Here is a 13027-nt window from a genome sequence, read left to right as displayed (position 1 = left end):
GGAAGCGACACGCATGCCCTTCGCGAATGGCGAAGGAAAGCAAACCAAGAACGACCTGCGCGAGCGATGATCGCCATGCCGGCTTGCGCCGGCATCGCGGGTTTCAGTCCTCGCGCTCGACGATCCGCCCCAGCGCGCCTTCGCCCGCGTCCGCCTCGAACAGCTCGGCCAGTTCGCGGCGCGCATCCTGCGCGCTCTGGATCAGCGCATCCTCGTCGTCCTGCATCAGCCGCTGCGCATCGAGCACCTTTTCGTCGAAGGCACGGAAGCGGCGCGCGCGATCCTCGGCCTGCGCCGGATCCAGGCCCAGCGCGACCAGCACCTCGCGGCCCATCTCCAGGCTGCTGCCGAACAGCTCGCGGAACGCGCGCGCGCCCAGGTCGAGCAACTGCCAGGCGTGGCGGCGGTCGCGCGCGCGCGCCAGCACATGCGCGTCCGGATACTGGTTGCGCAGCAAGCGCACCATCGCGGTCGATTCCTCGACGCTGTCGATCGCCACCACGAACACCTTGACCCGAGCCGCGCCGGCCGAGCGCAGCAACTCGGGATGGGTCGGGTCGCCGTAGTAGATCTGGTTGCCGAAGCGGCGGAAGAAATCCACCTGCTCGACATCCGGATCGATGGCGATGAACGGGATCTTCTGCGCCCACAGCAGGCGCGCCACGATCTGCCCGAAGCGGCCGAAGCCGGCGATCAGCACCTGCGGGTGTTCGTCCGGGATCTCGTCGAAGGCCCGCTTCGCGCGCTTGTCGGTGCGCGGCGCGAAGCGCGTGATCAGCATCAGCAGCAGCGGCGTGACCGCCATCGACAGGCCGACGATGGCGACCAGGCGGTCGCGTTGCGCGGCCTCGAGCAGCCCCGCCTTCGCCGCCTCGCCGAACACCACGAAGGCGAATTCGCCGCCCAGCGCGAGCACGCCGCCCAGCAGCAGCGCCCCGCGCACGTCGAGCTTGCCGGGGCGCAGGCCCAAGCCGAACAGCAAGGCGAACTTCACCGCCAGCAGCACGGCGACCCCGGCCGCGATCGCCGCCGGTTCGCTGGCGATCCGCTGCAGGTCGATGCTCATGCCCACGGCCATGAAGAACAGGCCCAGCAGCAGGCCCTCGAACGGCTTGATCTGCGCTTCCAGCTCGTGCCGGTATTCGGATTCGGCCAGCAGCACGCCGGCCAGGAACGCGCCCAGGCCGGCGCTCAGGCCGGCAAGCTGCATCAGCCACGCGCTGCCCAGCACCACCAGCAAGGCCGCGGCGGTGAACACCTCCGGCATGCCGGTCCGCGCGATCGCCCGGAACAGGTGCCGCAGCAGGTAGCGGCCGCCGAGCACCAGCGCGGCGATCGCCGCGACCGCCTTGGCGACGGCCAGCCACGAGGAACCGCCTTCGCTGGCGGCATGCGTGCCGAGCAGCGGGATCGCCGCCAGCAGCGGGATCGCCGCCAGGTCCTGGAACAGCAGCACGGCGAACGCCAGCCGTCCGTGTTCGGCCACCAGTTCCTTGCGCTCGGAGAGCAGCTGCAAGCCGACCGCGGTCGACGACAGGGCAAGGCCCGCGCCGACGATGATCGCGGTTTTCCAGCCCATGCCGTTGCCCATCGCCAGCGCCGCCAGCACGCCGCCGCAGAGCAGCACCTGCAGGCCGCCCACGCCGAAGATCGGCTTGCGCATCACCTTCAGCCGCGGCAGCGACAGCTCCAGCCCGATCACGAACAGCAGCATCACCACGCCGATCTCGCTGGCCGCCAGCACCGGCCCGGCATCGGCCACCAGCCGCAACGCATGCGGCCCCAGCAAGGCGCCGGCGGCCAGGTAGCCGAGCACCGCGCCCAGCCCGAAGCGCTTGAACACCGGCACCGCGACCACCGCCGCGAGCAGGAACACCAATGCGAGTTCAAGACCGCCGCCGTGCATGTGAAGTCCAGTGGGAATGCTCCGGCAATATACTGCGGGCAGTCGATGGCCCATGGGGATGCCGGATGTTGCGTTCGATCGTATTGGCGGCGGCGATGGTTGCGGCCGCAGGCGCCACGGCGGCGACCAAGCTGCAGATCGCGGAAGGCGAGAGCGTGGTGACGCTGCGCATCGACGGCGAGTTGAACATCGGGCCCGAAGGACAGGTGCAGGCGTACAGGATCCGTACCAGGCTGGATCCCAAGATCCAGGCTCTGGTGGCGAAGGCGGTGCCGGGATGGCAATTCAAGCCGGTGCTGGTGGATGGCAAGCCGGTGAACGCGAAGACGCCGATGCGCATCACCTTGGCGGCTACCGAGACCAAGGGCGGTTATGAAGTCCGCGTGGACAATGTCGTGTTCACGCCCTACAGCAAGGAAGACTACGAAGCGCAGCTCGCATCGAAGAAGGCGCTGGCCGAGCAGGGCAAGACCCTGACGACGCTGGACGATGCCATGCCCCCGAGCCAGCCTGTCGAGATCACTTCGATCAAGCTGGCGCCGCCGGGCTACCCGAAGGGCCTGCAGATGGCGGGTGTCGAGGGCATGGTGCTGCTGAACCTGAGGCTCAACCCCGACGGCACGGTGGCGGAAGTCTTCGCGTCGCAATCCAGCCTGCTCAACGTGAAGGGGCGCCCCGAGCTGCTGGATCGCGCCCGTGTCATGCTGGAGAAGAACGCGTCGTCCGCGGCGGCGAAATGGACGTTCAAGGTGCAGGCGAAAGACCCGGCCGCCCTGAAGCCCAGCGATCTCACGGTGCGGATCCCGGTCGATTACGCGCTGTCGTCGCCGGGCAGGAAGGGCGATCCGCTGGTCGGCAGCTGGCGCCGCGAATTCCGCGGGCCGAACTACCCGGTACCGTGGCTGCTCGGCGGCGAAGGCGAACAGGCGATCGGCGTTTCCGATCTGGGCAGCGGCGAGTTCATCGCCGGGACCTCGCCGTTCGCGCTCGGGGACAAGAGCGTGATCGGCAAGTCCCTGTAACCGCGCCGCATCGGTGCGATAGGCCGCTCCGCCGCCCGCTTCGCGTTGCCCCCGTATCGGCGGGAATCACGCGGGAGGCGACCATGCGCAGGACATCGGGATTCGGCATCGGCCTGGCCTTGCTGGGGTTGGCGCTGGCGGCGAACGCCGCGGATCGCGGCAGCGGCCATTTCCGCAAGGGCGAGGTGCGCCTCGAGGTGAAGTACGCGATCGCGGTGGCGAACGAGGAAGACGACGGCGGCGACCGCACCTTCGTCTACCTCAGCGACGTGCCGCTGGACGCGGCGAAGATCGCGGGCGCCTTCCACGCCAGCAGCGCGGCGGAAGCGCAGATGGGCGACGGCAGCGCCGGCTACGTGCGCGTCTGCATCGATGCCGAGGGCGGCGAGTGCGGCCTGTATTTCTCGCACAACAAGCCGAACGCTTCGTTCAATTCCTCCGGCTACGGCGAGTTCAAGCTGCAGGCGGCCCCCGCAGGCCGCATCGCCGGGCGCTGGGTGCTGGCCGAGCCCGACGACTTCTTCGGCGAGACCTACGACTTCGACCTGGTGTTCGACGCCGCGATCACGCCGTCGCCCGGCAAGCCGTTGCCCGCGGATGGCGGCGAGCCGGCGAAGGCGTATCGCAGCTGGATCGCCGCGGTGGCGAAGGGCGACCTGCCGGTGCTGCGCACGCTGGTCGGCGGCGACTACAACGGCTGGCGGATCAAGTCCGACGACCAGGACGACGTCAAGGCCGCACTCAAGGACCTGCGCGACGGCACCCCGGTCGAGGCCAAGGTCCTCAGCGGGCGCATCGACGGCGACAACGCGGTGCTGTGGGTGGAGGGCAAGGATCGCGACGACATCCTGCGCCGCGGCCGCGTGTTGCTGCAGCGCGACGGCGGCGGCTGGCGCTACATGGAGGCCGACTTGAGCAACGTCGAGGAATGACGGGCACGGCGACAAAGAAAAGCCCCGCACTGCGGGGCTTTTCGCTTGCCGGCGATGCGGCTCAGCGCTTCATCGAACTGAAGAACTCGTCGTTGGACTTGGTGTTCTTCATCTTGTCCAGCAAAAACTCCATCGCCGCGATCTCGTCCATCGGGTGCAGCAGCTTGCGCAGGATCCAGATCTTCTGCAGCAGCTCCGGTTCGATCAGCAGGTCCTCGCGACGGGTGCCGGACAGGTTGACGCCGATCGCCGGGTACACGCGCTTCTCGGTGATGCGCCGGTCCAGGTGCACTTCGCTGTTGCCGGTGCCCTTGAACTCCTCGTAGATCACCTTGTCCATCGCGCTGCCGGTATCGACCAGCGCGGTGGCGATGATGGTCAGGCTGCCGCCTTCCTCCACGTTGCGCGCGGCGCCGAAGAAGCGCTTCGGGCGATGCAGGGCGTTGGAGTCCACGCCGCCGGTCAGCACCTTGCCGCTGCTCGGCAGCACGTTGTTGTAGGCGCGGGCGAGGCGGGTGATCGAGTCGAGCAGGATCACCACGTCGCGCTTGTGCTCGACCAGGCGCTTGGCGCGCTCGATCACCATTTCGGCGACCTGCACGTGTCGCGCGGCGGGTTCGTCGAAGGTGGAGGAAATGACTTCGCCGCGCACGGTGCGCTGCATTTCGGTCACTTCTTCCGGGCGCTCGTCGATCAGCAGCACGATCAGGTGCACGTCCGGATGATTGGTGGTGATCGCGGTGGCGATCTGCTGCATCATCATCGTCTTGCCGGCCTTCGGCGGCGACACGATCAGCGCGCGCTGGCCCTTGCCCTGCGGGGCCATCAAATCGAGGATGCGGCCGGTGATGTCTTCGGACGAACCGTCGCCGCGCTCCAGCTTGAAGCGCTTGCGCGGGAACAGCGGGGTGAGGTTCTCGAACAGCGCCTTGTTCTTGCTGGCTTCCAGCGGCTCGCCGTTGATGGTGTCGACGATGTTCAGCGCGAAGTAGCGCTCGCCGTCCTTCGGCCAGCGGATGCGGCCGGAGATGTGGTCGCCGGTGCGCAGGTTGAAGCGGCGGATCTGCGAGGGCGAGATGTAGGTGTCGTCCGGGCCGGCCAGGTAGCTGGCCTCGGCCGCGCGCAGGAAGCCGAAGCCGTCCGGCAGGATTTCCAGCACGCCGTCGGCCTGCACGCCTTCGCCGTGGCGGGTCAGCACCTTGAGGATGGCGAAGATGATGTCCTGCTTGCGCGCGCGCGACACGCCGTCGGTGATCTGCAGCTGCTCGGCGATGTCCAGCAGCTTCGGCGCCGGCATCCGCTTGAGGTCGCCCAGCGAATAGGTGGGGAAGCCTTCCGGCACCTGCGGGTGCGGGCGCGGCACGAAGTTCTCGCCGTTGCCGCCTTCGTCCTGCATGCCGTTGTCGCGATAGCGCTCGCGCTGGCGGTCGCGGCGGTTCTTGAAGCGCTCGCGGCGGTTGTTGCCGTGGCGCTGCTGGCCGTCGCGCGGCTGGAAGCCTTCGCCGCCGTCACCCTGGCCGCCAGCGGCATCGCCGCCACCTTGGGCTGGCGGCGTCTCGGATGCGGTCGCCTGCGGAGGCGCGGCGGCCGATGCGTGGCTGGCGGGGGCGGCCTGCGCGGGTTCCGCGGGCGGCGCCGGCTTGGCGTCTTCGATCGGGGGAACGGTCAGCGTGTCCTTGGGTTTGGCCACGCGGGTCTTGCGCACGCGCTTCTCGGCGGGTTCGCCGGTGGCGTCGTTGGTCGGGTCGGACAAGGGAAAAATCCTCGCTTGCGTTGCGAGCCCACCCGTTGCAGGTGGGGCTGGGAAGGGAATCAGATGGGGTGCGGCGCGCCTGCAAGGCGGTGGATCGGCGCCGGGTCGGGCGGAAAACTAGCACTGGCGCGGCATGGCGCGCAACAGGCGGAGGAGGCGGGCGTTCAGCCCGGCGCCCGGGTGAGCCGCCGGGCGCGATGGGTTCAGCCTTGCAGGTCGGCTGGAATCAGAGCGACTTGTCGATCATCTGCGCCAGCTGGCCCTTGCCGACCGCGCCGATCTGGGTGGCCTGGACCTGGCCGCCCTTGAACAGCAGCAGCATCGGGATGCTGCGCACGTGGTACTTGAGCGCGGTCTGCTGGTTCTGGTCGACGTCGACCTTGACGATCTTGGCGCGGCCGGCATAGGTGCCGGCCAGCTCGTCCAGCGCCGGCGCGATCATCTTGCACGGGCCGCACCACGGCGCCCAGAAATCCACCAGCACCGGCTGGTCGGAGGCCAGTACCTGGTCGGCGAAGTCGGCGTCGGTGGCGTGCAGAACGGTATCGGTCATGGCGGTTCCAGGGCGGGGGCGCAGGGCGACTGCGCCCGGGGTGGTAAACTGTGGGGATGCACCGTGTCTTTCAAGGTGCCGTGCCGGGAATCAACAGCCCCGGAATCTCCCGGACAGTCTGCGTGGCTGCCCCCCATTCATACAAGTGCGACCGTGCAACGCGATGTTCCGAAGGACACGCCAGCCGCGCCGCCAGAGGCCGCCGCCGTGTCCGACAAACCCCTGACCGACATCACCTTTTCCTCCTTCGACCTGCATCCGGCCTTGCTTGCCGGGCTTGAGGCCGCCGGCTTCACCCGCTGCACGCCGATCCAGGCGCTGACCCTGCCGCTGGCGCTGAACGGCCGCGACGTGGCCGGCCAGGCGCAGACCGGCACCGGCAAGACCCTGGCCTTCCTGGTCGCGGTGATCGACCGCCTGCTCAAGCGCCCGGCGCTGGCCGACCGCAAGCCCGAAGACCCGCGCGCGCTGATCCTCGCCCCCACCCGCGAACTGGCGATCCAGATCCACAAGGACGCGGTGAAATTCGCCTCCGACCTCGGCCTGAAGTTCGCGCTGGTGTACGGCGGCGTGGACTACGACAAGCAGCGCGAGCAGCTGCAGAAGGGCGCCGACATCATCATCGCCACCCCCGGCCGGCTGATCGACTACGTCAAGCAGCACAAGGTGGTCAGCCTGCACGCCTGCGAGATGTGCGTGCTGGACGAGGCCGACCGCATGTTCGACCTCGGCTTCATCAAGGACATCCGCTTCCTGCTGCGGCGCATGCCGGTGCGCACCGAGCGCCAGACCCTGCTGTTCTCCGCCACCCTCAGCCACCGCGTGCTGGAGCTGGCCTACGAGCACATGAACGAGCCCGAGAAGCTCGTCGTCGAAACCGAATCGATCACCGCCGCGCGGGTCCGCCAGAAGCTGTACTACCCGGCCGACGAGGAGAAGATCCCGCTGCTGATCGGCCTGCTGTCGCGCAGCGAGGGCGCGCGCACCATGGTCTTCGTCAACACCAAGGCCTTCGTCGAGCGCGTCGCGCGCGCGCTGGAGCGCGCCGGCTACCGGGTCGGCGTGCTCAGCGGCGACGTGCCGCAGAAGAAGCGCGAATCGCTGCTGAAGAAGTTCCAGGCCGGCCAGCTGGAGCTGCTGGTCGCCACCGACGTGGCCGCGCGCGGCCTGCACATCGACGGCGTCTCGCACGTCTACAACTACGACCTGCCGTTCGATGCCGAGGATTACGTGCACCGCATCGGCCGCACCGCCCGCCTCGGCGCCGAGGGCGACGCGATCAGCTTCGCCTGCGAGCGCTACGCGATGTCGCTGCCGGACATCGAGGCCTACATCGAGCAGAAGATCCCGTCCGAGCCGGTGACCCAGGAGCTGCTGACCGCGCTGCCGCGCAAGCCGCGCGAGGGCGTGGAGTTGCAGGCCGAGGAAGGCGAGAGCATCGGCGAGATCTTCAGGGAAGTGCGCGAGGCGCGCGCCGCCGAGGATGCCAAGCGCGGCGGTGGCCGCAGCGGCGGTCGCCCGGGCGGCCGCGGCGAGCGCAGTGGCCCGCGTCCCGATTCCGGCGAGCGCCGCGAGCGCGGCCCGCGTCCGCCGCGCAAGCCGCGCGTGGAGGGCGATGCCGTCGCCGCCGCGCCTGCCGTTGCCGCGGCGCCGGCCACGCCGAAGCCGGCAGCGGCCGAGGGCGAGCGCCCGGCGCGCAAGCGCCGCCGCCGTCGCGGCGGCCAGCGCCTGGAGAACGGCGAGGCGATCGCGCAGCCGCAGCAGGCCGCGGCAACCCCTTCGTCCGCGACCGCGCCAGCCGCGCAGCCTTCGTTGCTGAGCCGCATCGGCCGCGGCCTGAAATCGCTGGTGACCCGTTCGCCCAGCAAGCAGCACTGAGCGCATCGCGCTTCGACCCGCCCGCGCTGGTCGTCGCCAGCGCCACGGGCGATACTGCGGACTTCCCCCGCACGACGCCCGCGCATGACGGTCCTGCGTTTCGACAACGTCAGCAAGCAATACCCGGGAGGCCATGCCGCCCTGGCTGACGTCAGCTTCTCGGTCGCGGCCGGCGAGATGCTGTTCATCACCGGCCATTCCGGCGCCGGCAAGAGCACCCTGCTCAAGCTGATCCAGCTGGCCGAACGCCCCAGCCGCGGCGCGGTGCTGTTTTCCGAGCGCAACCTGCTGAAGGTGCGCGGCGGCCGCATCGCCCACCATCGGCGCAATGTCGGCGTGGTCTACCAGAACCACCAGTTGCTGATGGACCGCAGCGTGGCCGAGAACGTGGCCTTGCCGCTGGTGCTGCGCGGGATGAGGCGCGGCGAGATCGGCAAGCGCGTGCGTTCGATCCTGGACCGCCTCGGCCTGGCGCCGCGCGAGCGCGCCCTGCCTTCGCAATTGTCGGCGGGCGAGCAGCAGCGGGTCGGCATCGCCCGCGCGGTGATCGCCGAGCCGGCGATGCTGGTGGCCGACGAGCCGACCGGCAACCTCGACCCGACCCTGTCGGCGGAGATCATGGCCTTGTTCGCCTCGTTGCCGGAGCGCGGCACCAGCGTGCTGGTCGCCAGCCATGACCTGGGCCTGGTCAAGCGCATGCGCAAGCGGGTGCTGGTACTGGACCACGGGCAATTGGTGGACGACATCTCGCCGGAGGACCTGGCGGATGAATGATCGCGCCACCCATTCCAGCCGCTTCGGCGCCTGGCTGGACCACCACGGCTACAGCATCGTCGCCAGCCTGGGCCGGCTGCTGCGCAAGCCGTGGGCGACCCTGCTCACCATCGGCGTGATGGCGGTGGCGCTGGCATTGCCGCTGGGGCTGTGGGTGGTGCTCGGCAACATGGCGCGGCTCGGCGGCGAAGTGCGCGAGTCGCGCGAGATCGCGGTGTTCCTGAAGCAGGATGTCGGGGCGGCACCGGCACGGGCGCTCGCCGACGCGCTGCGCGCGCGCGGCGACGTGGCGCACGTGGAACTGGTGACCCCGGCGCAGGCGCTGGAGCAGCTGCGCGCGCGGCCGGACCTGGCCGAGGCGATCGATGCCCTCGGCGCCGATGCGGCGCAGGCCGCATTGCCCAGCGTGTTGCGGGTCACCCCGCGCGGCGATGAGCTGCTGCTGGCGGATTCGTTGAAGACCCTGCCCGAGGCCGAACGCGTGCAGCACGACGCGGTCTGGCGCAAACGCCTCGACGCCTGGCTGCGCTTCGGCGGCCGCGCGGTGCTGGTGCTGGCCGCATTGCTCGGCCTGGGTGCGTTGCTGGTGGTGGGCAATACCGTGCGCCTGGACATCCAGTCGCGGCGCGAGGAGATCGGCGTGTTGCAACTGCTGGGTGCCAGCGACGGCTTCGTGCGTCGTCCCTTCCTCTATCTCGGCGCCTGGTACGGCCTGGCCGCGGGCGCGCTGGCGCTGGCGGTGCTGACCGCGGCATGGCTGGCCCTGCGCCAGCCGCTGGCCGATCTTTCCGCCGAATACGGCAGCAGTTTCGCCCTGCGCGGGCTGGATCCGCTGCCGGCGGCCTGCGTGCTGGTCGGCGCGGGGCTGCTGGGCTGGCTGGGCGCCGGCCTGGTGACCGGCCACTACCTGCGGCAGACCCGCCCGACGGAGACCTGAGGATGGCGGCCGGACAGGACCTGCGCCATGTGGTGAGCGATGCGCCGCGGGTGATGGTGGTCGATGGCAGCAAGCTGGTGCGCAAGCTGATCGGCGACACCCTGCTGCGCGAATTGCCGAACGCCGAAGTGATCGGCTGCGCCGGCCTGGACGAGGCCCGCGCGGTGCTCGCCGAGGGCGGCGTGGACCTGGTGACCACCGCGCTGGTCCTGCCCGATGGCGACGGACTGGCATTGGCCAGGGTCGTGCGCGAAGCCGCGGGCCAGGCCTACGTGCCGGTGATCGTGGTCTCCGGCAATGCCCAGGAAGCGCTGGAGACCCGCGCCTTCACCGAGGACGTCACCGACTATTTCGACAAGAGCCTGGGCCATGGCGCGCTGGCGGCGTTCATCCGCGGCTACGTGCAGCCGGTGGCGATCGAAGGCGCGCGCGTGCTCTACGTCGAGGACAGCAAGGTGGTCGCGGCGGCGACCAAGCGCATGCTGGCGCGCCAGGCGATGCAGGTGCTGCACGTGGTGAGCGTGGAAGAGGCGCTGGACCACCTGCACAAGTTCCGCGGGCGCAGCGACGGCGACGTCGGCGCCGACCTCGTGCTCAGCGACGTCTACCTCAAGGGCGTGCTCAGCGGCCGCGACCTGCTCAACCAGCTGCGCGGCGCCTTCGGCTACGGCAAGCGCCGGCTGCCGATGGTGATGATGACCGGCGACGACAACCGCGAGAACCAGGCCGCGCTGCTGCGCGAAGGCGCCAACGACCTGGTGCTGAAGCCGATCGAGGAACGCCTGCTGGTGACCAAGGTGCTGTTCCAGCTGCGGCTGGCCAAGTTGCCGGAGCCGGGAAGCGCAAGGGCTTGAGCGACCACCCGGTCCGCCTCGAACCCAGCTGGAAAGCGCGCGTCGGCGACTGGTTCGCGCGCGCGGAGATGCAGCAGCTGTCCGCCTTCCTGCGCCAGCGCAAGGCCGCCGGCGCCACCGTCTATCCGGCCGGCGCCGACATCTTCGCCGCCTTCGACGCCACCCCGTTCGATGCGGTGAAAGTGGTGATCCTCGGCCAGGATCCCTACCACGGGCCGGGCCAGGCGCACGGCCTGTGTTTTTCGGTGTTGCCCGGGGTCGAGGTCCCGCCCTCGCTGCAGAACATCTACAAGGAGCTGGCCAGCGATACCGGCTTCGTCCGCCCCGACCACGGTTGCCTGCTGCCGTGGGCACGGCAGGGCGTGCTGCTGCTCAACAGCGTGCTGACGGTGGAAGCCGGCCAGCCCGGCTCGCACCAGGGCAAGGGCTGGGAAGGCTTCACCGACCACGTGGTCGACGTACTCAACCGCGAGCGCGAGAACCTGGTGTTCCTGCTCTGGGGCAGCTACGCCCAGGCCAAGGGCAAGGTGATCGACCCGCGCCGGCACCGGGTGTTGAAGGCGCCGCACCCCTCGCCGCTGTCCGCCCACCGCGGCTTCCTGGGCTGCAAGCATTTCTCCGCCGCCAACCAGTTCCTGGCCCGCAGCGGGCAGGCGCCGATCGACTGGGCGCTGCCGCCGGCCCGGGCCTTGTCCCCGGCCTGATCGTCCCCATCACGGACGTGTGGCCGAGGGGGATTGGTGCGGCCCATCGTTCCATGAACGGAACGCTAGTGAACTTTTGGCAGGGTTAGCAGTCAGATATGGCGACTGCTAAAATCACCCACATGAACGAGGTCTCGATGTCCCAAGCATTGGTCGCCAACAACCTGCCGATCCCGAGCACGCTCGGTTCGATGGAGGCGTACATCGGTGCCGTGCACCAGATCCCGGTGCTGTCCGTCGAGGACGAGCAGCGCCTCGCGCGTCGCCTGCGCGAAGACAACGACATCGCCGCCGCGCAGGAACTGATCCTGTCGCACCTGCGCTTCGTCATCCACGTCGCCCGCGGCTACAGCGGCTACGGCCTGCAGCTGGGCGACCTGGTGCAGGAAGGCAACATCGGCCTGATGAAGGCGGTGAAGCGCTTCGACCCCAGCGTCGGCGTGCGCCTGGTCAGCTTCGCGGTGCACTGGATCCGTGCCGAGATGCACGAGTACATCATCAAGAACTGGCGCATCGTGAAAGTCGCCACCACCAAGGCGCAGCGCAAGCTGTTCTTCAACCTGCGCAAGAGCAAGACCCGCCTGGGCTGGCTCAACGCGGCCGAAGTCAGCGCGGTGGCCAAGGACCTCAACGTCAGCGAACGCGAAGTGCTGGAGATGGAATCGCGCCTGTCCGGCCGCGACATCGGTTTCGACGCGCCCGACGATGCCGACGACGACCACGCCCCGCCGGCGCCGGCCCATTACCTCGTCGCCCACGACGTGGACCCGGCCGACGCCTACGAATCCGCCGACAGCGAGGACAACCAGCTGGAGCTGCTGCGCGAAGGCATGGCCAAGCTCGACGAACGCTCGCGCGACATCATCAAGCGCCGCTGGCTGGACGCCGACAGCAAGGTCACCCTGCAGGAACTGGCCGACGAGTACGGCGTCTCCGCCGAACGCATCCGCCAGGTCGAGGCCAACGCGCTGAAGAAGATGAAGGCGCTGTTCGCGGCGTAAGCCACGGCATCGATGCAAGACACGGCACGGCCCGGAGCGATCCGGGCCGTTCGCGTTTGGCGATCAGGAATCGCTGTCGGTGCCGCGCGCCACCGGCAGCCGCCAGCCGCGGCGGATCGCGCCGAAGCGCAGGCCGAAGCACAGCAGCGCGCCGACCGCCATCGCCGGCGCCTGCGGCCAGCCGAGCGCATGCGCGATCGCGACGATGCCGCCGCCGGCCAGCGCCGCCACCGCGTACAACTCGGTCTGCTGCAAGACCACCGGCGTGCGCGCCACCAGCAGGTCGCGGGCGATGCCGCCGCCGATGCCGGTGATGATCCCGAGCAGGGTCGCGGCGAACGGCGACAGCCCGAACGCCAGCGCCTTGCCGGTGCCGAGCACGGCGTACAGCGCGAGTCCGGCGGCATCGAACATCAACACGGGGTTGCGCATGCGCTCGATCGAGCCGTGCCGGAAGAACGTCACCACGCCGGCGAACATGGCCGTGGCGAGATAACGCCAGTCGGCGAGCGACGCGGGCGGGATCGCGCCGATCAGCACGTCGCGCACGATGCCGCCGGTGACCGCGGTGGCGCAGGCCAGCACCAGCACGCCGAACAGGTCCAGCCGCTGGCGCACCGCCAGCACGCCGCCGCTCAACGCGAACACGAAGATGCCGACCAGGTCGAACAGTTGCAGGGCGAAGGACACGGCAGGGAGGCCGGCCGGATCCG

At 69.6% G+C, this 13027-nt stretch carries 12 protein-coding genes; 8 read left to right on the top strand and 4 right to left on the bottom strand.

Annotated features, from left to right (window positions below):
- Nucleotides 1–103: 103 nt before the first annotated feature.
- Nucleotides 104–1906 carry a monovalent cation:proton antiporter-2 (CPA2) family protein gene (locus FHQ07_RS08005; protein WP_139716311.1) on the bottom strand — a complete coding sequence of 601 codons (1803 nt, stop codon included), beginning with the start codon at nucleotides 1904–1906 and terminating at the stop codon, nucleotides 104–106.
- 65 nt (nucleotides 1907–1971) lie between these two features.
- Here FHQ07_RS08005 and FHQ07_RS08000 point away from each other — a divergent pair, with 65 nt between their 5' ends.
- Both FHQ07_RS08000 and FHQ07_RS07995 read left to right on the top strand, forming a co-directional pair.
- Complete coding sequence (locus FHQ07_RS08000; protein WP_168191511.1) at nucleotides 1972–2928, top strand: TonB family protein; 957 nt, start codon at nucleotides 1972–1974, stop codon at nucleotides 2926–2928.
- A gap of 83 nt (nucleotides 2929–3011) precedes the next feature.
- Nucleotides 3012–3860 carry a hypothetical protein gene (locus FHQ07_RS07995; RefSeq protein WP_139716309.1) on the top strand — a complete coding sequence of 283 codons (849 nt, stop codon included), beginning with the start codon at nucleotides 3012–3014 and terminating at the stop codon, nucleotides 3858–3860.
- 61 nt (nucleotides 3861–3921) lie between these two features.
- Here FHQ07_RS07995 and rho read toward each other — a convergent pair whose 3' ends face one another.
- Together rho and trxA are read right to left on the bottom strand one after the other, a co-directional pair.
- On the bottom strand, nucleotides 3922–5613 hold the full coding sequence (rho, locus tag FHQ07_RS07990; RefSeq protein WP_139716308.1) for a transcription termination factor Rho: 1692 nt from the start codon (nucleotides 5611–5613) through the stop codon (nucleotides 3922–3924).
- A gap of 226 nt (nucleotides 5614–5839) precedes the next feature.
- Nucleotides 5840–6166 (bottom strand): thioredoxin, encoded by a 327-nt coding sequence (trxA, locus tag FHQ07_RS07985; RefSeq protein WP_139716307.1) that lies wholly within the window; start codon nucleotides 6164–6166, stop codon nucleotides 5840–5842.
- Between the two features lie 207 nt (nucleotides 6167–6373).
- Here trxA and rhlB point away from each other — a divergent pair, with 207 nt between their 5' ends.
- The 6 genes from rhlB to rpoH all read left to right on the top strand — a co-directional run bounded on the left by rhlB (nucleotide 6374) and on the right by rpoH (nucleotide 12314).
- On the top strand, nucleotides 6374–8044 hold the full coding sequence (gene rhlB, locus FHQ07_RS07980) for an ATP-dependent RNA helicase RhlB (RefSeq protein WP_139716306.1): 1671 nt from the start codon (nucleotides 6374–6376) through the stop codon (nucleotides 8042–8044).
- A gap of 84 nt (nucleotides 8045–8128) precedes the next feature.
- Entirely contained in the window at nucleotides 8129–8818 is a 690-nt protein-coding gene (ftsE, locus tag FHQ07_RS07975; protein WP_139716305.1) for a cell division ATP-binding protein FtsE, read from the top strand.
- Complete coding sequence (gene ftsX / locus FHQ07_RS07970) at nucleotides 8811–9755, top strand: permease-like cell division protein FtsX (RefSeq protein WP_139716304.1); 945 nt, start codon at nucleotides 8811–8813, stop codon at nucleotides 9753–9755. Before ftsE ends, ftsX begins: the two co-directional genes overlap by 8 nt.
- 2 nt (nucleotides 9756–9757) lie before the next feature.
- Entirely contained in the window at nucleotides 9758–10609 is an 852-nt protein-coding gene (locus FHQ07_RS07965; protein ID WP_139716303.1) for a response regulator, read from the top strand.
- Nucleotides 10606–11313 carry a uracil-DNA glycosylase gene (ung, locus tag FHQ07_RS07960; RefSeq protein ID WP_139716302.1) on the top strand — a complete coding sequence of 236 codons (708 nt, stop codon included), beginning with the start codon at nucleotides 10606–10608 and terminating at the stop codon, nucleotides 11311–11313. Before FHQ07_RS07965 ends, ung begins: the two co-directional genes overlap by 4 nt.
- A gap of 122 nt (nucleotides 11314–11435) precedes the next feature.
- Nucleotides 11436–12314 (top strand): RNA polymerase sigma factor RpoH, encoded by an 879-nt coding sequence (gene rpoH, locus FHQ07_RS07955; RefSeq protein ID WP_139716301.1) that lies wholly within the window; start codon nucleotides 11436–11438, stop codon nucleotides 12312–12314.
- Between the two features lie 63 nt (nucleotides 12315–12377).
- Here rpoH and FHQ07_RS07950 read toward each other — a convergent pair whose 3' ends face one another.
- Nucleotides 12378–13004, bottom strand: coding sequence for a trimeric intracellular cation channel family protein (locus FHQ07_RS07950; protein ID WP_139716300.1), 627 nt, complete (start codon nucleotides 13002–13004; stop codon nucleotides 12378–12380).
- Nucleotides 13005–13027: the final 23 nt, after the last annotated feature.

The sequence above is a fragment of the Thermomonas aquatica genome, from assembly GCF_006337105.1.
Lineage (GTDB): Bacteria > Pseudomonadota > Gammaproteobacteria > Xanthomonadales > Xanthomonadaceae > Thermomonas > Thermomonas aquatica.
Note: the sequence above shows the minus strand (reverse complement) of the source record. Positions and strands in the feature narration are given on the sequence as shown.